Source organism: Micromonospora echinospora (assembly GCF_900091495.1).
In the GTDB taxonomy this organism is placed as follows: Bacteria; Actinomycetota; Actinomycetes; order Mycobacteriales; family Micromonosporaceae; genus Micromonospora; species Micromonospora echinospora.
Window position 1 is genome coordinate 1 of record NZ_LT607413.1, and the last position, 19445, is coordinate 19445.

General features: G+C 72.9%; 26 protein-coding genes and 1 pseudogene. 24 read left to right on the forward strand and 3 right to left on the reverse strand.

The window, feature by feature from the left end; all coding sequences use genetic code 11:
• Positions 1-224: 224 nt before the first annotated feature.
• From GA0070618_RS00005 to GA0070618_RS00070, 19 genes and pseudogenes are all read left to right on the forward strand, one after another.
• Entirely contained in the window at positions 225-518 is a 294-nt protein-coding gene (locus tag GA0070618_RS00005) for a hypothetical protein (protein ID WP_088979773.1), read from the forward strand.
• Positions 491-796: a 3'-5' exonuclease family protein gene (locus tag GA0070618_RS00010; RefSeq protein ID WP_088979774.1), complete on the forward strand. Its 306-nt coding sequence runs from the start codon at positions 491-493 to the stop codon at positions 794-796. The genes GA0070618_RS00005 and GA0070618_RS00010 overlap by 28 nt, the downstream gene beginning before the upstream one ends.
• Before the next feature lie 33 nt (positions 797-829).
• Positions 830-1426 (forward strand): hypothetical protein, encoded by a 597-nt coding sequence (locus tag GA0070618_RS33215; RefSeq protein ID WP_157748902.1) that lies wholly within the window; start codon positions 830-832, stop codon positions 1424-1426.
• A gap of 1 nt (position 1427) precedes the next feature.
• On the forward strand, positions 1428-1664 hold the full coding sequence (locus tag GA0070618_RS35290; protein WP_088979775.1) for a DNA polymerase family A protein: 237 nt from the start codon (positions 1428-1430) through the stop codon (positions 1662-1664).
• The gene (locus GA0070618_RS00020; protein WP_088979776.1) at positions 1661-2068 is read left to right on the forward strand and encodes a DNA polymerase; all 408 of its coding nucleotides are present in this window, start codon (positions 1661-1663) and stop codon (positions 2066-2068) included. The genes GA0070618_RS35290 and GA0070618_RS00020 overlap by 4 nt, the downstream gene beginning before the upstream one ends.
• Before the next feature lie 172 nt (positions 2069-2240).
• A complete protein-coding gene (locus GA0070618_RS35620; protein WP_420866293.1) occupies positions 2241-2537 on the forward strand; it encodes a DUF7169 domain-containing protein in 297 nt (98 codons plus the stop codon).
• A complete protein-coding gene (locus tag GA0070618_RS00025; RefSeq protein WP_088979777.1) occupies positions 2524-2895 on the forward strand; it encodes a DUF4406 domain-containing protein in 372 nt (123 codons plus the stop codon). Before GA0070618_RS35620 ends, GA0070618_RS00025 begins: the two co-directional genes overlap by 14 nt.
• Before the next feature lie 237 nt (positions 2896-3132).
• Complete coding sequence (locus GA0070618_RS00030) at positions 3133-3906, forward strand: hypothetical protein (RefSeq protein WP_143740490.1); 774 nt, start codon at positions 3133-3135, stop codon at positions 3904-3906.
• A gap of 90 nt (positions 3907-3996) precedes the next feature.
• Positions 3997-4164 carry a hypothetical protein gene (locus GA0070618_RS33220; protein ID WP_157748903.1) on the forward strand — a complete coding sequence of 56 codons (168 nt, stop codon included), beginning with the start codon at positions 3997-3999 and terminating at the stop codon, positions 4162-4164.
• A complete protein-coding gene (locus tag GA0070618_RS33225) occupies positions 4164-4319 on the forward strand; it encodes a hypothetical protein (protein WP_157748904.1) in 156 nt (51 codons plus the stop codon). Before GA0070618_RS33220 ends, GA0070618_RS33225 begins: the two co-directional genes overlap by 1 nt.
• Complete coding sequence (locus GA0070618_RS00035; RefSeq protein WP_088979779.1) at positions 4316-4891, forward strand: sigma-70 RNA polymerase sigma factor region 4 domain-containing protein; 576 nt, start codon at positions 4316-4318, stop codon at positions 4889-4891. Before GA0070618_RS33225 ends, GA0070618_RS00035 begins: the two co-directional genes overlap by 4 nt.
• A gap of 44 nt (positions 4892-4935) precedes the next feature.
• Positions 4936-6054 (forward strand): SprT family zinc-dependent metalloprotease, encoded by a 1119-nt coding sequence (locus tag GA0070618_RS00040; protein WP_088979780.1) that lies wholly within the window; start codon positions 4936-4938, stop codon positions 6052-6054.
• A gap of 57 nt (positions 6055-6111) precedes the next feature.
• Positions 6112-6627 (forward strand): hypothetical protein, encoded by a 516-nt coding sequence (locus GA0070618_RS00045; protein ID WP_088979781.1) that lies wholly within the window; start codon positions 6112-6114, stop codon positions 6625-6627.
• A gap of 34 nt (positions 6628-6661) precedes the next feature.
• Positions 6662-6886 (forward strand): hypothetical protein, encoded by a 225-nt coding sequence (locus GA0070618_RS00050; RefSeq protein ID WP_088979782.1) that lies wholly within the window; start codon positions 6662-6664, stop codon positions 6884-6886.
• A 115-nt stretch (positions 6887-7001) separates the two neighbouring features.
• Positions 7002-7727 carry a hypothetical protein gene (locus GA0070618_RS00055; RefSeq protein WP_088979783.1) on the forward strand — a complete coding sequence of 242 codons (726 nt, stop codon included), beginning with the start codon at positions 7002-7004 and terminating at the stop codon, positions 7725-7727.
• Between the two features lie 55 nt (positions 7728-7782).
• A complete protein-coding gene (locus GA0070618_RS35090) occupies positions 7783-7917 on the forward strand; it encodes a hypothetical protein (protein ID WP_269148462.1) in 135 nt (44 codons plus the stop codon).
• Position 7918: 1 nt separating this feature from the next.
• Positions 7919-8788: a hypothetical protein gene (locus GA0070618_RS00060; protein ID WP_088979784.1), complete on the forward strand. Its 870-nt coding sequence runs from the start codon at positions 7919-7921 to the stop codon at positions 8786-8788.
• 108 nt (positions 8789-8896) lie between these two features.
• On the forward strand, positions 8897-9352 hold the full coding sequence (locus tag GA0070618_RS00065; RefSeq protein WP_088979785.1) for a hypothetical protein: 456 nt from the start codon (positions 8897-8899) through the stop codon (positions 9350-9352).
• A 108-nt stretch (positions 9353-9460) separates the two neighbouring features.
• Positions 9461-10090 (forward strand): annotated as a pseudogene (locus GA0070618_RS00070) (pirin family protein); the annotation flags it as partial.
• A 52-nt stretch (positions 10091-10142) separates the two neighbouring features.
• Here GA0070618_RS00070 and GA0070618_RS35095 read toward each other — a convergent pair.
• Positions 10143-10271, reverse strand: a complete 129-nt coding sequence (locus tag GA0070618_RS35095; RefSeq protein ID WP_269148463.1) for a hypothetical protein — start codon at positions 10269-10271, stop codon at positions 10143-10145.
• A gap of 129 nt (positions 10272-10400) precedes the next feature.
• Here GA0070618_RS35095 and GA0070618_RS00075 point away from each other — a divergent pair, with 129 nt between their 5' ends.
• Positions 10401-11990: a phospholipase D family protein gene (locus GA0070618_RS00075; protein ID WP_088979786.1), complete on the forward strand. Its 1590-nt coding sequence runs from the start codon at positions 10401-10403 to the stop codon at positions 11988-11990.
• A 336-nt stretch (positions 11991-12326) separates the two neighbouring features.
• Entirely contained in the window at positions 12327-13154 is an 828-nt protein-coding gene (locus GA0070618_RS00080) for a SigB/SigF/SigG family RNA polymerase sigma factor (RefSeq protein ID WP_088979787.1), read from the forward strand.
• 94 nt (positions 13155-13248) lie between these two features.
• Here GA0070618_RS00080 and GA0070618_RS00085 read toward each other — a convergent pair whose 3' ends face one another.
• Together GA0070618_RS00085 and GA0070618_RS00090 are read right to left on the reverse strand one after the other, a co-directional pair.
• Positions 13249-14817 carry an APC family permease gene (locus tag GA0070618_RS00085; RefSeq protein WP_414467544.1) on the reverse strand — a complete coding sequence of 523 codons (1569 nt, stop codon included), beginning with the start codon at positions 14815-14817 and terminating at the stop codon, positions 13249-13251.
• Positions 14818-14856: 39 nt separating this feature from the next.
• On the reverse strand, positions 14857-15477 hold the full coding sequence (locus tag GA0070618_RS00090; protein WP_231931541.1) for a GOLPH3/VPS74 family protein: 621 nt from the start codon (positions 15475-15477) through the stop codon (positions 14857-14859).
• A gap of 141 nt (positions 15478-15618) precedes the next feature.
• On the opposite strand from GA0070618_RS00090, the gene GA0070618_RS00095 reads away from it, so the two are divergent.
• From GA0070618_RS00095 to hrpB, 3 genes are all read left to right on the forward strand, one after another.
• The gene (locus tag GA0070618_RS00095) at positions 15619-16461 is read left to right on the forward strand and encodes a helix-turn-helix domain-containing protein (RefSeq protein WP_088979789.1); all 843 of its coding nucleotides are present in this window, start codon (positions 15619-15621) and stop codon (positions 16459-16461) included.
• A 38-nt stretch (positions 16462-16499) separates the two neighbouring features.
• Complete coding sequence (locus GA0070618_RS00100) at positions 16500-16694, forward strand: DUF397 domain-containing protein (RefSeq protein ID WP_088979790.1); 195 nt, start codon at positions 16500-16502, stop codon at positions 16692-16694.
• A gap of 129 nt (positions 16695-16823) precedes the next feature.
• Complete coding sequence (hrpB, locus tag GA0070618_RS00105; protein WP_088979791.1) at positions 16824-19403, forward strand: ATP-dependent helicase HrpB; 2580 nt, start codon at positions 16824-16826, stop codon at positions 19401-19403.
• Positions 19404-19445 lie beyond the last annotated feature (42 nt).

Below are 19445 nucleotides of genomic sequence, written 5' to 3' on the forward strand. Positions count from 1 at the left end.
ACGTCGACCCGGCCGAGCCCCGCCCGGACGGCGCGGGGTGCTGCGGGGTGGGTGCGGTGGCTGACTTCCTGCTCACTGTCCTGCTACTACTGTCCGCCGTTGCGCTCGGCGCGGTGCTCATGTCGGCGCTGCTGGGCGACGACTGACCCACCCGACCCGCTGAAGGGCCGTCACTCCACACCGGAGCGGCGGCCCTTCAGCCGTACCCGAAAGGAGGCGTCCGAGTGCTGACCCTGACGCATTCCGTCGGCGGGACGACCGTCGGCATTCACTTCCCCGAGCGGGCCGAGGACATGGACGGCTTCCGGGCCTTCCTGGCGGGCGGGGACAAGGTTCTCGCCTTTGACACGAGGCACCGGCTTGGACATCTTCAGCCCGGGCACCGGCTGCGCTTGGCGCAGTTCGGCAACGGGCGCGAGGCGTGGGTCTTGCGGACGGACATGTTCGCCGCCGAGGCCGCCGCCGCGCTGCGGCAGCCCGGCCGTACGTCATGCACAATGCGCCGTTCGACCTGCTGACCGTCGATCGGCACCTGGGCGTACGGCTCGAAGAGCTGGGCGGGCGCACGTTCGACACGCGCGTCCTGGCTCACCTGCTCGACCCGCGCTCGCCGCAGGAAGGCGGGATCGGGCTCGGCCTGAAGCCGCTCAGCGCGGTCTACGTCGACCCGGACGCCCCGGACACGCAGGACGGCTTGACGGCGGTGTTCCGCTCGCTCGGCCTGACGAAGGCGACCGGCTGGGCGGGTATCCCGATCGATCAGGAAACTACGTCCGGTACGCGGGGCTCGACGTGATCCTGACTCACCGGCTTCCGCGAGCTGGGGCCGATGGTCCGGGACGTCGGGCTCGACCACCTGTCGAAGTTCGAGCATCACCTTCAGGTACTCCTCGCGATCCTTCAGCGTCGCGGGTTCCGGCTGGACGTGCCCTACGTGGAACGGCTGCGCGCGGACTTGCTCGCCGAGGCCGAGGAGTTTAAACGGGTCGCCCGCCGGTACGGCGTCCGAGAACGTGAACAGCACCGCCCAGGTCGCCGCCGCGCTGGCCGCGATGGGCGAGACGATGAACGAGCGGACGGCGTCCGGGCCCCGAAGGTCGACAAGGGGTGTTGTTGCCGCTGGCGGACCTCTCGCTCGGCTGGGAACGGCTGGACGTCCGGACGCCGAACCCGCTGGCCGACGCGGTGGTCCGCAGCAAGCGGGCCGAGAAGTGGGCGACCGCGTACGCGGGAAGCCTTCCTCGATCTGCGCGACGCGGACGACCGGCTTCATCCGATGATCGGGGCGCTTCAGGCCCGGACGGCGCGCATGTCGATCAGCCGGCCCCCGCTTCAGCAACTTCCGTCGTCCGACTGGCGGGTCCGGCGGGCGTTCGTCGCGGACCCGGGGCAAACGATCATCGCGGCCCGACTATCAGGCGGTTGAAATGCGGGTTCTCGCCGCGCTGGCGGACGTCAAGAAGATGAAGGAGGCGATCCTAGCCGGCGAGGACCTTCACACCTTCACAGCGCGCTTGGCGCTCGGCGAAGAGGTCTGGGCCTCGCTGACGGGGCCGGAGAAGAAGCGCTTCCGGAAGCTCTTCAAGGGCGCGGGCTTCGGGAAGGTCTACGGCGGCGGGCTACCACGCTGGCCCGACAGACCGGCTCGACGGTCGAGGCTATGAAGCGGGTTATCGCGCAGTACGACGCGGTTTACCCCGAAATCAAGCGCTACTCCCGCCGGCTGATGGAGCGGGCCGAGTTCGGCCGCCGCGAGGTCGTGACCCCGTCCGGGCGGCATCTGCCGCTCGACCGGGACCGGCTCTACGCGGCGACGAACTACGTCGTCCAGAGCACCGCCCGCGACCTGCTCGCACAGGCGGTCGTGGACATCTTCGCCGCCGGCCTCGGGGACCACCTGCTACTCCCCGTACATGACGAGCTGATCGCCCAGGCCCCGACAGCGGACGCCGAGGAGGTTATCCGGGAGATCGGGCGGGCGATGGAGTCGACCTTCTACGGCGTCCGGATCGAGTCCGACCCGGACGTCTACGGGCGAGCTGGGGCCACGGCTACGGCTGCGCCGTGAAGGACGGACTTGCACGGTCCGCACGGACCATCCGAGGAAGCACGGCGTTGCACACGCCTGACGATCTCGAACACATGTACGATTCACCTCCTCACGAAGGGGCGCGACCGTGAAACCGGCTGATCTTGACATCGATCGTGACGTAACTCGCATCGGGGACCTTGTCGACGCGATGCGTGCTGAGCTGGACGCCCTCGCGGCTGTCCTACCTGCGGCTATTGACGCACAGTGGACGACGCCGCCCGTCCCCCGTCCGAGGGAAGACACGGCCGAACGGGTGAAGGGCGAGCGGTCCGAACCGACCGCGTCCGTAGCACTCGATCCGGATCGCTTGCGGCTGCGTGAGCAGGTAGTACGCTCGGCCCGAATACTTGCCGGTGGGAATACCGCGCTGAGGCAAGTACGGGCCGGCGTCGAGAAGGCGTTGACGCCGTGGCAGGAAGAAGGCAACGGGGATGAGCGACGGTAAGCGAGCCTCGCGGGAAGGGGTCCCGTTGGCGGGACTGGCCGGACTGGCTGGTCGCCGCGTCTACCTTCTCGGGTCCGCCGCTGGCACCCCTGCCGAGCGGTCGCGGCGCTTCAGCGCCGTCGCCTGCGCGCTGGCGGGCGCGGGCTTCGACGTCGTTATGCCCGGGTGGACGCACCCCGAGACGCAGAACGCCGACGACCTACTCTCCGTAGTGGACGACGACGTGTCGGCCCTCGCCTCGGCGGACGTGGTCGTCGCGCTTCCCGGGTCCGAGAGCCTTTGGGAGTACACGATGGCGGGGCTGCTCGGGGTGCCGGTCGTACCGTCAGTCGAATGCACTCTTCTTAGGTCAGCCTGACCTAACCAGCGGAAACGAGGCCCCGGGGTGTCCCCTCGGGGCCTCTTCGCGTCTTCCGGGTGGGGCCCCCTCGTCCGTCCAGACAGGACGCTTCCTCGATCAGCTCAGGCCATCCCGCAACTCTTTGCGCTAAACGCTTTGCGCATTAACGTGCTTAACGCGCGGTAACTCGCACACCCGTTCGATTGCTGGCCGGCGCTCACCGGCAGACCTCTCACGCCCTTTGGAGGCATCGTTATGTCCGCTTTCGCTCGTATCGACACCATGTGGGACGCCCCGGTCGAGCACATCGCGACCGCCGCCGAGGAGGTCGAGCTGATCGCCGCCGCCGGGGCCGGCGACGAGGACGCCCTTCTGCGCCTGTTCGCCAGCTACGTCCCGCACCTGTGCCAGGCCGTCGGGGCGTACACGAAGGTGCTCCCGCTGGACGACGCCCGTCAGGCCGCTTTCCTCGGCCTGGTCTCCGCTGTCCGGGCCTTCGACCCGGCGCAGTCCGACCGCCTGGTCAGCGTCATCCGACAGCACGCGCACGCCGAGCTGTCGGCCGCCGCCCAGGCCGCCGGGACCGGCTTCACCGTGCCGAGCCGCACTGTGGAGCGGTTTTTCGGCATCCTGGCGAAGGCCGGGAACGACGTCGCCGAGGCCGCGAAGATCGCCCCCGCGTACGAGATGACGGCGGACACCTTCTACTCCGTCCTCGGCGCGGTGACGGCCGGCGCGTCGCTCGAAACCGCGCTGGAAGCCCGTGGGGACGCCGTCTTCGGGAACGTGGTCGCCCCGCGTGAGATCGCCGACGCCGAGGACCGCGTCCTCGTCGAGTTGGCCTTCCGCGCAGTCGACGACTTCGAGCGGGACGTCTGCCGGTTGGCCTACGGCTTCAGCGACTTTGACCCGGTGCCGGACGCCGAGATCGGCCACCGGCTCGGGAAGTTCTCCCGGCTGAAGATTCAGCGCACGCGGACGCGGGCCCTGGGCAAGATGCGCTCGGCCCTGGGTGCGCTAAACGCTTAGCGCTGAAAGGGGGCGAGGAATTTCTGAACACCTCGCCCCCACCCGGCGCATAGGTCCGGCAAGCAACCCCCAACCTGAAAGGCACCGACCGTGGACTTCTTCGAGACCGACGCCGTCCGTCTGCCCGCCGCCCCCGAGGGCCGCGACGAGTACGAGGCGCTTCCGTTCGAGTTCCGCGACGAGCTGGACGACGCCTTCGCGGACGACCTGCGGGCCGCCGTGACCGGCCTGCCGGCCCGGCCCGGGACGCTGCGCTGATGTTCGCCCGCCTGCGGGCCCGCTTCGCCGAGTGGCGCGAGGCGGGCCGGGTGCCGGACGGCTGGGAGACCCCCGAGGGTCAGGCCGCGCTTGCCCGCATCCTGCGCGAGACCACCGCCGAGCGGAAGCGGCCCGCCCCCGAGGAGTCCCCGTGACTGCCCCGGCCGACCACGTCACCCGCCTTGATCCGCTGATCCGCATCATGTCGGCCGAGCGGGTTCCACCCGCCCTGCGCGACGACGCCGAGCAGGAAGCCCGGATCGCGGTCTGGACGGTCGCCACGGCGCACGCCGACGACCCCCGCCCGCTCGGGCCCCTCCTGACGACGGTCGCCCGGCGGGCGGTCCGGGCGGTCGCCGTGGGACGACCCATGACCGGCGAGGAGGGGCGTCGCGGCGTCGAGCGCGACCCGTTACGGGCGGGCCGGCTGGTCGAGTTGGACACGGAGCGCGACGACGCCCCGCAGGGTGACCACGCGGAAGCTGTCGCTCTGCGGGTCTCGGTGGCTCGGGCCCTCGCCGACCTGGCCCCTTGGGAACGTGCCTACGTGGTCGGGCGCTTCCTCGAAGACCGTCCGGTCGCCGAGGTCGCGGCGGACCTCGGCATGTCGCCTACCGGGCTCGCGAATGCCTGGTCCCGACGGCTGCGTCCTGCGCTCGCCGAGGCATTATCGCCCCTGGTCAGCGCGGGTGCGCAGACCCGGAGTTGCGCTAAACGCTTTGCGTAACCTAGACTCCGTTTACACGCTTCGCCGAACCGAAGGAGCACGAAATGACCGCCACCCCGACCCGCGCCACCTACAAGGGCCACGGCAAGCCGGAAACCCTGATCCTCTTCGGTATCTACGCGAAGCCGAACGCCGTCGGCGTTCCGGTCCGGGTGGTGAAGGGGCGGTGCGGGAACCGGTTCATCTCCCTGGAGACCGGGGAGCAGGTAGAGGGCCTGGGCGTGGCGGGCAAGTTCTGGGCCGCCCCGATCGAGGAGACCGAGACCGTCGAGCCGGCCCCGGCCGTCGAGCCCGCCCCGGCCGATGTGAACCCGCTTCGGCCCGCGCCCGGCTCGGGCTCGGCCAACTGTGCGGCGCACGGGCCGCTGTGCCCGCACCCGGCTAAGTGTGCCCCGGGGGTCCGGCACCTGACGAAGACGGGCGTCCCGCATCGAACGGTGTGCGGAGAGGTTGCGGCCAACGTGCCCGTTACCGCGTTGCCGCGAAAGGCCACCTGCCCGAAGTGCGTCGCCCCCAACTCGGCGAACCTGGTCGCCGAGGTCGCCCCCGCCTCGGCCCCGGCGGTCCCGGCCGAGACGATCGCGACCCGCGAAGCCTGGCTCGTTGGCGCGGTCGACGCCCTTCGCCCGATCTTCGCCGAGCACAGCGCGACCGTCCCGGCGGTCCGGGTGTCGGTCGGATGGCCGGGGGTGTCGAGCCGGAAGGGCCTGACGAAGGTCATCGGCCAGTGCTGGGCGTCCCACGTCACGGCGGATAAGACCCCGCAGGTCTTCATCTCGCCCGTCCTGGGCGACGCCGGTCAGGTGCTCGAAACCCTCGTGCACGAGCTGATCCACGCGTGGGACGACTGCAAGTCGGGCCACAAGGGCGACTTCGCGAAGCTGGCAAAGCGGATTGGCCTGACCGGGAAGATGACGGCCACGGTCGCGGGCGACGAGCTGAAGGCGAAGCTCGCCGAGATCGCCGGCCACCTCGGCGAGTACCCGCACGCGAAGCTGTCCGCCCCGGGGCGCAACGGCCAGGGCGAGAAGAAGCAGACCACGCGGATGATCAAGTGCCTTTGCGCCTGCGAGTACACCGCCCGGACCACGCGGAAGTGGTTGGAGGAGGTTGGGGCCCCGATCTGCCCGCGCTGCAAGGTCGAGATGGAAATCTGCGCCTGACCCCGCGCCCCGTCGACCCCGGCGGGGCGCACCGTTTACACGCCTAAGGAGATTTCGATGGAGACGACGACCGTGGGCAAGCTGACCGTAGGGGCGCGGGTCCTGGTCACGATGGACCCACATGCCCCGACGGCCTTCGCCAGCGACCCGGCCACCGCCCGCGCGGCCGAGGTCGTGGCGGAACCCGAGAAGGTCGGTCGCCGCCGGCTGATCCGGACCGACCTGGGCGACATCGAGGCGGGCCCGACGACGAAGGTCGTCCTCGCCCCGGCCGAGCCCGAGCAGACCCCGGAGACGGCCCCTGAGCCCGCCGAGGACGCCGTCCCGGCCCCGGCTGGTCTGGTGACCGCGACGGCCACGGTCGACGCTGCGGGCCGGCTGACGGCCGAGAGCGTCGTCCGGGTGGGCGGTGCCAAAGCGCCGGTCCCGACGGAGGTCGACGGCCCCGCCGGCAAGATCGCCCCGGTGCGGTTGGTCGCTGCCCTGGCGGCGCTCGGGTACGAGCCCGTCGGCCGCTGGGCACCCGGCGCGGGCAACTATGTGGAGTGCCAGGTCCGTCCGCTTCACCCGTAACCGCGTCCCGCTCCCTAGACGATTGTGAGCAGAAATGGCCGACACCCGGTTCCGCATGGTTGGCACGGTTCACGGCGTGGAGTCCTGCCCGGGGGTGTGGCAGGTCGTCCAGGGGTCCGAGTTCGAGCGAGGCCCGGACACCGTCGTTCAGGGTAAGCCGATCGGTTACCGCGTCGTTGTCGTCAAGTTGGTGTGTAGCGCCCAGGCGAACCACACGACTGCCGACTTCTACTACCCCGATCTCTTCCCCGCCACCTGACCCCCTCCGCCCCGTGACCTGGGATTTCCCGGGCACGGGGCGTTTACACTTGCGCTAAACGTTTAGCGCATGCTCTACTTGACCTGCAAGCGCGAGACCGCCGAAGGAGTGCCGAATGTCCCCGCTCACGATCACCAGCAAGGGCCGCAGCGTCACCGTCACCCGCGAGACCGTCCCGGTCGGGTTCTACCTGACCCCGCGCCCCGCGTTCGTGATCACCACCCCGAGCGGTTTCCGCGCCACGCTGCCCGAGTGCTACTGCCAGCTTGACGACCAGCCGGAGCGCACGCCGTGCAACCGCCCCGCCGGCCACGCCGTGCCGGGGCCGACTCGCAACCGGGACGAGCACTACCGGACGCACTGCCACTCGTGGCACCCGGGCAGCGCCGAGCGCTTCGCCCGCGACGTGCTCGCCGCGTCCGCCCGCCCGGCGACCCGGAAGCCGTCCGCCTCGAAGCCGGCGAAGTCGGACCTCTCCCCCGGTACCCGCGTCACCTGGGCGCACATCGCACCCGACGGGACCGAGGTCAAGCGGGCCGGCGTCGTCTGGGCGAACGCGCCCCGGTGCAACGGGAGCGAGACCGTCTGGGTCACCCCGGACACCCCGGACCCCGCCGACGTCTACCCCGCCGCCGTGCCGGTCGTGCGGGCCCGGAAGGGCTCCCGGATCTACGTCGGTCGCACCTGGTCGTCCGAGTGGTCGCCCTGCGGCGGTCGCCAGATCGAGCCCGGCGAGCTGTTCAGCGAGACCGGCCTGAACACCGACACGGCGAAGGTCGCCCAGGTCGCCGCCCGGCACGCCGCCACGCTGCGGGCGCAGCGCCACGACCTCGCCGCCTGACCTCTCCCCCGGCCGGGGGCCGCGTCGCCCCCGGCCCGCTCCCCGAGGAGTTCCGATGTACTTCCCCGACCCGCCCCGCCGGCCCTGGGTGTACGCGCTGGCGCTCGCCGGTATCGCGGCTGCGGCGTGGCTGTTCTGCGCGCTCCCCTTCGTTGTCGTTTCCCTGATCCTGAACCTGATTGGAGCCTGAAGTGTCGACCACCCCGACCGGCCGTGGCTGGGCGTACGCGGGCGCGATCATCGGCGGGGCCCTGTCGGTCGCCGCGAACGTCGCGCACTCCTACATCGCGACGGATCCGCCGGCCCTGAAGGTCATCTTCTCGGCGTCCTGGTCGGTGCTGCTCTTCGTCGGTATCGAGGTCGTCGCCCGGGTCGCGTTCCCGCCCGGTATCCAGTACGTCGCGTTGCGGTTCGTGGGTCTCGGCGGGGTGTCCCTGGTCGCCGGCATCGTGTCCTACCAGCACATGTCCGGCCTGTTCGAGCATTGGGGCCTCGATTGGGCGACCGTTCACCTCGGCCCATTGGCGGTCGATGGCTTCCTGGCGATCTGCTCGGCCGCGTTGATCCTGACCGCTGCGAAGCGGGCACGGGTCGAGCCCTCGGCCGAGCGCGCGAAGCCGACCTTCGAGACCCTGTTTCCCCACCTTGCCGCGCTGCGCGACGAGGACGCCGTCCTGCCCGCTGAGACGGCCCCTGCCGCCCTGGTGGCCCCGGCCCCGATCGAGGCCACCCCCGAGCCGTCTGCGGTCCCGCCGTGGGCCGACGACGCCCCCGGAGCGCCAGCCCCGGACCCCGAGCCGGAGCCCGAGCCCGAGGCCCCGAAGGACCCCCGCTACGTGACGGAGATCGTCTTCACCGAGGCGCTTCCCGAGCCCGGCGACCCGCGCCGGTACCCCGAGATCCGTCGCCGCGCCGAGATGCTGAACGAGGAGAACCCCGCCCGCAGTCAGCAGGTCATCGCGGACCTGATCGAGATCCCGCGCCGGACCCTGCGGGACGCGCTGGCCGCGACCGCGCCGAAGCCGGCGACGCCACCGAAGTTGGAGCTTGTGCACGTCTGACCGATCGGCCCGCCCTGGGAGCGCCCCGGGGCGGGCTTTTTCGTGCCGTTGCGCTAAACGCTTTGCGCAGCTAGGCTCGTTTACACGCCCCACACGAAGGAGAGCCCGATGACCGCCATCGCCACCGAAGCCGCCCCCGCCCTGACCATCCTCGGCGTGACCGATGAGCAGACCACCTGCGACCGCTGCGGTCGGATCGAGCTGCGGGGGACCGTCATTCTCGGCGACGAGAACGGCGAGGCGGGCCGGTACGGCTCGACCTGCGCCGGCTACATGCTCGACCCGACCGGACGCACGAAGGGCGTTGGTAACCGCGCCCGCCTGATCGAGGAAGTTCGCCGGGACCGCATTTACTGGGCTCTGCGCAGCGCTCACGCTGCGCTCGCCGACCGGGACAAGCGGGACCAGTACGGCGCAGCCGGGTTCACCCGCGCGTGCCGCATCGTGACTGATTTGGAGCGCGCGACGCTGATCCACCGCCCGGACGAGATTGCCGCCGTCGCGGCGGTGCGCGCGAAGGCCCGCGAGATCCGCGCCGAACTGCGGGCCGCCGGCAAGCTCTGACCCGACCTGCAAGCGCCCCGCCCCCGGACCTCGGGCGCGGGGCGTTTCGCTGTCCGCCCCCGTCCCGCTATGTCCGATTCTCTATGTGCTCTGGGCGGCATCTTCGTGGGCAGCGGGCTGTTGCACATCGAGGCCCCGCCGGAGCACCTCGTGGTCAGCGGTGGCCTCTTCCACGGCCTCCAGCTCTGGGTCAACCTGCCCCGGGTGGCGAAGATGAGCCCGCCGCGCTACCAGGACATCCGGGGTCGGGAGTCGGCGCTGCTGACCACGCCCGACGGCGGCGCGCTGCTGCGGGTCATCGCCGGTGAGATCGCCGGGCACCAGGGCCCCGGTTCGACCCACACCCCGATCACCATCACCCACGTGACGGTGCAGCCGGGCGCGGAGGTGGACCTGCCGTGGCGGCCGGACTTCAACGCCCTCGTCTACGTGCTCGGTGGGCGCGGCACGGTCGGCACCGACCGCCGGCCGATCCACACCGGCCAGCTCGCGGTGCACGGGCCGGGCGACGCGTTGCGGTTCGCGGCGGACCCGCACCAGGAGAGCCGGACCCCGGCGATGGACCTGTACATCATGGGCGGGCAGCCGATCCGGGAGCCGGTGGCGCAGTACGGCCCGTTCGTGATGAACAGCCGCGACGAGCTCATCCAGGCGTTCGAGGACTACCAGGCCGGTCGTCTCGGGGTGATCCCGACCGAGCGGGTGCCGCACACCGACCCGGCTGCGGACCGACCCTGATCCGACGACGGGTGCCACCGGTCACGACCGGTGGCGCCCGTACCGTCCTGCGTCAGGAGACGGCGAAGATCCCGGCGACCCCGAGGATCACCATGAGCAGCACCGCGACCAGTGCGCCCCGCTCGCTCTCCACCGCCTGGGGGTTCTGCTCGGGCTGGGCGTTCGGTGTCTCGACCGGCATGGTGCGTGTCCTCCTCGGTGTCCGTTTGCTCGCGGGCGGGTCTGGCGGCGGGCGAGGATCGCCCACGCCGTGCGGGCCAACGGTGCTCGTCCTACCGTGAGGGCATCGTCGACCTCGGGAGGCTGGAACGTGACCGTGCGGGAGTGGTTCCTGACCACGGGGGAACGCGCCAACCAAGTCTCAGAGTTACCCGTCTGGACCGGCGGAAACCTTGCCGAGCCGTTGATTCACGGCGCGACGTACTTCGATCGACTGGTCGACGAGGTGGAGGCGCTCTCCGAGGGCGACCACCTCTTCTTCACGGACTGGCGGGGCGACCCGGACGAGCGGATGCGGCCGGACGGCCCCACGGTGGCCCAGCTCTTCGCCCAGGCGGCGCAGCGGGGCGTGGTGGTGAAGGGCCTCGTCTGGCGTTCCCACCTCGACGTGCTCGCCTACAGCGAGGAGGAGAACCGCAGCCTCAGCGAGGCGATCTCCGCCGCGGGCGGTGAGGTGCTGCTCGACCAGCGGGTCCGGCGGGGCGGATCGCACCACCAGAAACTGGTGGTGCTGCGCCACCCGGGCCGACCCGAGCGGGACGTGGCGTTCGTCGGCGGGATCGACCTGTGCCACAGCCGCCGGGACGACGCGACGCACCACGGCGATCCGCAGGCGGTCGCGATGTCTCCCCGCTACGGCCCGCGTCCGCCCTGGCACGACGTGCAGCTCGCGGTACGCGGGCCGGTGGTCGGCGCGCTGGACACCGTCTTCCGCGAACGCTGGACCGACCCGATGCCGCTGGACTCGGAGAACCCGCTGGCCTACCTGCGCGACCGGCTGCGCCGGGCCGACCTGCGCCCGGACCCGCTGCCCGTTCAGCCTCCGGACCCGGCGCCCTGCGGCCCGCACCACGTGCAGGTGCTGCGGACCTATCCGGCGGTGCGACCCCGCTACTCCTTCGCTCCGGACGGGGAGCGCACCGTGGCGCGCGGTTACACCAAGGCGGTACGCCGGGCCCGGCGGCTGATCTACCTGGAGGACCAGTACCTCTGGTCGCGGGAGATCGCCGAACTCTTCGCGGACGCGCTGCGGAACAACCCGGACCTCCACCTGATCGCGGTGGTTCCCCGCTTCCCGGACGTGGACGGGCGGCTCGCGCTGCCGCCCAACACGGTCGGCCGGGAACAGGCGCTGTCCCTCTGCCAGGAGGCCGCCGCCGACCGGGTGCACGTCTTCGACGTGGAGAACCACGACGGCGACCCGGTGTACGTGCACGCCAAGGTGTGCGTGGTCGACGACGTGTGGGCCAGCGTGGGCAGCGACAACTTCAACCGCCGCTCCTGGACCCACGACAGCGAACTCTCCTGCGCGGTGCTGGACGCGACCCGGGACGAACGGGCCCCGACCGACCCGGCCGGTCTCGGTGACGGCGCCCGTCACTTCGCCCGGGAGTTGCGGCTGCGCCTGATGCGCGAGCACCTGGACCGCCCCGGGGACGGCAACGGGGACGCCGACCTGCTCGACCCGGCGGACGCGGTGGCTGCGGTCACCGCCTCCGCCGACGCGCTCCAGCGGTGGTACGACTCGGGACGGGTCGGCCCCCGGCCACCGGGGCGGCTCCGCCCGCACCGGCCGGAGCGGCTGCCCTGGTACACCCGGCTCTGGGCGTTGCCGGCGTACCGGCTGGTCTACGACCCGGACGGACGCCCCTTGCGGGCCCGGCTCGCCGGCACCTGGTGAGCCGCGCCGCCCGGGTGAGACGTGGCGCACTCCGGACGACCTCCGGCCACCCACCCGTGGCGGAGGGTCATCGCCGTCGGCCTTTCCGTAGCAGGAAACGGGGGTCGACGCAGCACACGGTGACACGGTCGTGACCGGCATAACACCTTCGCCCGACGACTGCCACACCGCCGCCCGTTTTGCACCCCTCCATGCGAACATGAGGCTTAAGTACATCGTACTTTCGGCTAGCTTTTGCCGGCACGATCAGGTTAAGGTAACTCTCGAACGGCCTATCTCAAGCTAAACCAAAAGCCTTACGTCTTTATCAGCGGACGAGGTGCAGGGAGGACCACCATGACCGCGCCAACGATCACGAAGCCGGCGACCACCAGCACACCCGCCGCCACCGAGAAGCTCGACCCGCGCGCCCTCACCGACAGTGCCGCCGAGTTGCTCAACGCCATGGCCGCGCTGCCCGCCGACCACCCGTCGCGGGCCGCCCTGCGCGACCGGGCCATCGAGGCCTGGCTCCCGCTCGCCAACCACCTCGCCCACCGCTACAGCGGTCGCGGCGAGCCCACCGACGACCTGGCCCAGACCGCCGCCGTCGGTCTGATCAAGGCGATCGACAAGTTCGACCCCAGCCGCGGCGTCGACTTCGCCGGTTACGCCATCCCCACCATCATCGGCGAGCTGAAGCGGCACTTCCGCGACCGCACCTGGGACATCCGGGTGCCGCGTCGCCTCCAGGAGCTGCGGCTGGCCATCTCCGACGCCAACAGTTCCCTGTTGCAGACGCTGGGCCGTTCGCCGACGGTCGCGGACATCGCCGCCCACCTCAAGCTCACCGAGGAAGAGGTGCTGGAGGGTCTGGAGGGCGCCCGCGCGTACAACGCGGTGTCGCTGTCCACCCCGACCGGCGACGGCGACCGCGCCACCGAGCTGGGTGACATGCTCGGCGGCGAGGACAACGAATTCGAGCTGGCCGAGCTGCGGGTGGCCCTCGGTCCGGCGCTGGCCACGCTCGACGAGCGGGAGCAGAAGATCCTCACCCTCCGGTTCTACGGCAACCTCACCCAGTCGCAGATCGCCGAGCAGATCGGTGTGTCGCAGATGCACGTCTCCCGGCTGCTGGCCCGCGCGTTGACCAAGCTGCGCGGCCAACTCGACGGCACCTACTGAGTCACACCGCACCAGCACGCACACGCGGCGGAGGCCGGACCCCACAGGGTCCGGCCTCCGCCGCGTCCGCGCCGCCCGCACCGACGGCCCGGCCCTACCCGCCCTGCGGGGTGGTAGGAGGGGTCCCCTCCTCATCGAAAAGCGGTAACAAGGGGCCCCTCCTACCACCGCGGCCCGGCAGGTCGGCGGCGGCGCTCTCCGGGCCGAGTCCGATCCGCGCGTACGCCCGGGGACGACGGGACCGCAGCAGCACCGCCCAGAGCGTGCCCGCCAGCCCGGTCAGCGGGAAGACCGCCGCCACCGCCCAGCGCAACGGGGAGTCCGGTCCGACCCCGAGCAGCACGGCGACGTCGGCCAGCGCCAGCACGACCACCGCCACCAGGGCGACGGCGGCCAGGCCGGGGGCGACCGCCCGCCGCCAGAGGTTCTCGTCGGTGGCCTCGCGGGCGAAGAAGGCGAGCACCGCGAACGAGGTCGCCGCGGTCAGCAGCAGCATCCCCAGGGCGCCGGTCACGGTGGCCCCGTAGAAGAGGTGGCGCACCGGCTCCAGCCCGGCCGACGCGCACGCCACGATCACCAGGAGGCCGAGGGCGCTCTGTGCGACCGACGCCGGCCGTGGGGCTCCGGTGCGCGGCGAGGCCTCACCGAACGGCGCGGGAAGCAACCGTTCCCGTCCCAGCGCGAAGGCGTACCGGGCGGTGGTGTGGTGCAGCGAGACCAGGGCGGCCAGCACGGAGGTCACCAGCAGGGCCCGGCCGATGCCGACCGCGCTCGCCCCGAGCTGGTCACCGGCCAGGGTGAACAGCAGGTCGGTCCCCCGCTCCCCGGCGACCGCCGCGACCCGGTCCGGCCCGGTGGCCACGGTGAGCGTCCAGGCGGAGAACGCCAGGACCGCGCCGACGAGCCCCACCGCGAGGTACGTGGCGACGGGCACCGCCCGTGAGTGGCGGCTCTCCTCCCGGAGCAGCACGGCGGACTCGAAGCCGACGAAGCCGACGGCGGCCACGACGAGCAGCGCCCCGGCCCCGGGGGTGAGCAGGTGCACCGGGGAGAGGGCGGTCACGTCGACCGTGCCGTCGGCGGCGTGCCGCAGGTGGGCGAGGTCGAACACGACCAGCACCGCGACCTCGGCCAGCAGCAGGGCGGCCAGGACCGTCCGGTCGACGGTCACCCCGGCCACGCCCAGCACGGCGACCAGCGCCCAGGCGGCCAGCGCCACCAGCCACCAGGTCCCAGTGCCGCCGAACCAGCGGGCGACCAGGGGGGCGGTGGCCGCGCCGACCACGCCGTAGAGCCCGACCTGGACGGCGTTCTGCGCGATCAGGGCCACCCAGGCCGCGCCGACCCCGGCCGGACGGCCGAGGCCCCGGGCGACGTACGCGTGGAACGCGCCGACGTGGGTCATCCGCCGGGACATCGCCAGGTAACCCACCGAGAAGAGGCCGAGCACCACGGCGACCACGAGGACGGCCGCGCCGAGCGCGCCCGTCCCGGTCACCGCGTACGCGGTCGGGACCACCGCGGCCACCACGGTCAGCGGGGCCGCCGCGGAGAGCGTGAAGAGCAGCACCCCGGGCACCCCCCGTCCGCCCCGGGTCAGCGTCACGGGAACGCCACCGGGGTGGTCCAGGGTCACGGGCGGGGGCGTCGGCGCAACGGGCATGGCCACTTCCGGTCGAAGGGGGAGGCAGGCGGAGGCGGGTCAGCCGCGGAGCACGGCCGCGCCGACCGCGGCCTCGGTGTGGGCGACCAGCTCCCGCAGCGGCAGTGGCAGCGCCGGCAGGAGCACGCCGAAACGGTGCTGGGCGCGGGCGTCGGCGTGCCAGAGCACGTCGCGGGTGAGCCCGGTGGCCGAGACCAGCCCGCACAGCAGGGCGTCCGGGACGGCCGGCGGATGGGGGCGGTCCAGTAGGGCCAGCAGCCGGGTGGCCGGCCAGGCCAGCGTGTTGAGGTCGGTGGCCACGTAGTCGACCGTGGTGCGCAGCAACCGACGCTTCTCCTGCCGACGTACCACGCCCGAGCGGCTCAGCCGCTCCCCCACCGCGTCCGCGGCGGTCCCGGCGAGCAGGCCCAGCCACCTGCGGACGGACCGGTGCTGCCGCTGGCCGAGCAGGTGGGCCAGGACACCGCCGGCCAGCGCGTCGGCCGGCGGGGGACCGTCCAGGACGGACAGCCGACCACCGGCCACCGTGATCCGTCCACTCAGGACCAGTTCGCCGAGGAGCGCGGCGGCGAGGCCGAGGCCGGTGGCTGTCGGGTTCAGCCGAGCCCGGCCACGGCTGTCGCCGTGGGCGATGAGGAAGAACTCGTCCGCGATGAGCAACGAATCCTCCCGGTCGTCCACTGTGCTCGTAACCGGGACAAAGGATGCCCTCATGATCGCTCCGATGCAACTCCCGGATCCGGGTTGTTGCACGCGCGGGGCCCACCACCTGCGGATAGTGCCCGTGGCAGACTCGGCCGCGTGACCGCCAGCCCCACCGTCCGCCGCCGTCGCATCGCCCGGGAACTCCGACACCTGCGGGAGCGCGCCGGGATGACCCTCGACGTCGCCGCGCGGCATCTCGACATGTCCAAGAGCAACCTCTCCCGGATCGAGAACGCCCAGATCGGCATCAAGCCCCGGGACGTACGCGCCGCCCTGGCGCTGTACCAGGTGACCGGGGCGGACGCCGAGGCGCTGGTGGAGATCGCCCGTGGGGCGCAGCAGCGCGGGTGGTGGCAGAACTACAGCGACGTGCTGCCGGAGTGGTTCGAGTTCTACGTCGGACTGGAGGCGGAGGCGGCGACGCTGCGAACGTACGAGGCCGAGGCGGTGCCCGGCCTGCTCCAGACCGAGGCGTACGCCCGGGAGATCTTCCGGCTGACCGCCGGCGAGGAGGGACTGGAGCGGAAGGTCGCCGCCCGGCTGCACCGGCAGAGCGTCCTGCGCCGGGAGTCACCGGTGCAGATGTCGGTGGTGCTCAACGAGGCGGTGCTGCTGCGCCCGGTCGGCACCCCGGCCGTGATGGCCGACCAGTTGGCCCATGTCAGCCGAGTGGCCCAACTACCCAACGTTACCATTCAGATACTTCCATTCATGGCTGGCGGACACCCCGCCATGAGCACGCCGTACGTCGTGCTGCATTTTGCCGACGCCGCCGACAACGCCGTTGTTTACCTGGACAACCTCACGATGGGGCTGGCACTGGAGGGCACCGAACACGTCCGGGGGTATACCCTGGTGCACGAGAGGCTGTGCCAGATGGCGCTCACTCCAGCGGACTCCCTGACCCGACTTGAGGACGCTTCTCGTTACTTTGCGTGATCATCAGATGCTCCTGCGCAGACGAGGGGTACACCACCATGACCGTTCTCGACCTGACCCGTGCGCAGTGGCGGACCAGCAGGCGCAGCAGCGGCAACGGCAACTGCGTGGAGGTCGCCGGCGTCGACGGTCGGGTGGCCGTCCGGGACAGCAAGGACCGCCCCGGCCCGGTGCTGGTCTTCCCGCGCGCGTCGTGGCGGCAGTTCGTCGCCGGCATCGACGCGCTGGCCTGACCGGCTCTGACCGGCCCGGCACACCGACCGGCACACCGACCGGCACGCGGCCCCAACGCGGGTGACGCCGGCTGCGGCGGCGGGTGACGCGCCGACCGGTGCCGCCGGCCGCCGGTGCGAGACTGGGGCGTGCTCCGCGACGTACCCCTCGAACTGCCGGTCCGGCCGGTCCTGGCCGCGCTGACCACGGCCCTGCGCACCGCGGGCGCCGCCGTCCTGGTCGCGCCGCCGGGCACCGGGAAGACCACCCTGACGCCACTGGCGGTCGCCGACGAGGTCGACGGCCGGGTGCTGATCGCCCAGCCGCGCCGGGTGGCCGCCCGGGCGGCGGCGCACCGGATGGCGGCGCTGCTCGGCGAGCGGGTCGGCGACCGCGTCGGGTACGCCGTGCGCGGCGACCGGCGCACCGGCCCGGCCACCCGGATCGAGGTGGTCACCACCGGGCTGCTGGTCCGGCGGCTGCACCACGACCCGGAACTGCCCGGCGTATCGGCGGTGCTGCTCGACGAGTGCCACGAGCGGCACCTCGACGCCGACCTGGCGCTCGCCTTCACCGTGGAGGCCCGGACCGCGCTCCGCCCCGACCTGTGGCTCGTGGCCATGTCGGCGACCGCCGAGGCGGACCGCTTCGCCGACCTGCTCGGTGGGACGAGGACCGCGCCGGTGGTCCGGGCCGAGGCGGCGCTGCACCCGGTCGCCCGGATCTGGGCGCCCCCGCCCCGCCCCGTCGCCGGGTACCGGGGCAACCGGGTGGATCCCACACTGCTCGACCACGTGGCCGCGACGGTCCGCCGGGCGGTGTCCGAACAGGACGGCGACGTCCTGGTCTTCCTGCCGGGCACCGGGGAGATCGCCGGGGTCAGCGCCCGACTGGCGGACCTGCGCGACCGGGTCGCCCTGGTGCCGCTGCACGGCCGGCAGCGGGGCACCGAGCAGGACGCCGCGCTGCGCCCCGCCGACCGGCGACGGGTGGTGCTGGCCACCGCCGTCGCGGAGAGCAGCCTCACCGTGCCCGGCGTCCGGACGGTGGTCGACGCCGGGCTGAGCCGGGTCGCCCGGACCGACCTGGCCCGGGGCCTGGGCGCGCTGGTCACCGTGCCGGTCTCCCGCGCCGCCGCGACCCAGCGGGCCGGCCGGGCCGGCCGGGAGGCTCCGGGGCACGTCTACCGCTGCTGGTCCCCGGCCACCCACGAGCGGCTCGCCGCCCAGCCGGAACCGGAGATCGCCACCGCCGACCTGACCGGGTTCGCCCTGGAGCTGGCGGCGTGGGGACAGCCGGACGGCACCGGCCTCGCGCTGCCCGACCCCCCGCCGGCGGCGGCGATGGCGGTGGCCCGGCAGACCCTCGGCACGCTCGGCGCGGTCGACGCGGAGGGCCGGATCACCGGACGGGGCCGGGCGATCACGGCGACCGGCGTCCATCCCCGGCTGGGCCGGGCGCTGCTCGACGGGGCGGCCCGGGTCGGCGCGGACCGCGCCGCCGAGGTGGTGGCCCTGCTCAGCGAGGAGACCGGCCCGGGGGACGACCTGGTGGCGAGCTGGCGGCGGCTGCGCGCCGGCACCGACCCCGCCGCCACCGCGCGCTGGCGGACCGAGGTACGCCGGCTGCGCGCCGCTTTGCCCCCGGACCCGGAACGGCGGCGGGGGACGCGCCACGGCGCGCCGGTCCCGGACGATCCGGCCGTCGCACCGCCGGTCCGGGACGACCGGGCCGTCGCACCGCCCGTCCCGGACGACCTGGCCGTCGGGCTGCTGGTCGGACTGGCCCACCCGGAACGGCTGGCCCGGGTCCGGCGGCCGGGCGGTCCGGCGTACCTGATGGCCGGCGGGACCGCCGCCGAGCTGGCGCCCGGGTCGGCGCTGGCCGGTTGCGACTGGCTCGCCGTAGCGGTGGCCGACCGCTCTCCCGGCGCCCCGGCCGCCCGGATCCGCGCCGCCGCCGCGCTCGACGAGGCGACCGCCCGCGAGGTCGGCGCGGCGCTGCTGCGCGAGGAACGTCAGGTCGCCTGGGTGGGCGGGGACGTGCTGGCCCGGGAGCTGACCCGGCTCGGCGCGATCGAGCTGGCCGAGCGGCCGCTGACCCGCCCCGACCCGGCGGCGGTGGGTGCGGCGCTCCTGGCCGGTCTGCGCCGGGACGGGCTCGCCCTGCTCGCCTGGACCCCGGCGGCCCGGTCGCTGCGGGACCGGTTGGCGTTCTGCCGGCAGGCGCTCGGCGGTGACTGGCCGGCGGTCGACGACGACGCCCTGCTCGTCGCCGCGCCGGAGTGGCTCGGGCCGGAGCTGGCCCGGGCGAGACGCCGTGCCGACCTGGCCCGGATCGACGTGACCGGGGCGCTGCGCCGGCTGCTCCCCTGGCCGCAGGCGGCCCGCCTGGACGAGTTGGCTCCCGAACGGATCACCGTGCCGAGTGGCACCCGGGCCCGCGTCGACTACGCCGACCCGGCCGCCCCGGTGCTCGCGGTGAAGCTCCAGGAGACCTTCGGCTGGCAGCGGGCGCCCCGGATCGCCGACGGGCGGGTGCCGGTGCTGCTGCACCTGCTCTCCCCCGCCGGCCGGCCGGTGGCGGTCACCGCCGACCTGGCCTCGTTCTGGCGGGTCGGCTACCCGCAGGTGCGGGCGGAACTGCGGGGCCGCTACCCGCGCCATCCCTGGCCGGAGGATCCCACCGCCGCAGCGCCGACCCGGCACACCACCCCGCGCCGCCGGTGACGTTCCGCCCGCCGAGGCCCGTAGCGGCGGTAGCGTTCCGCA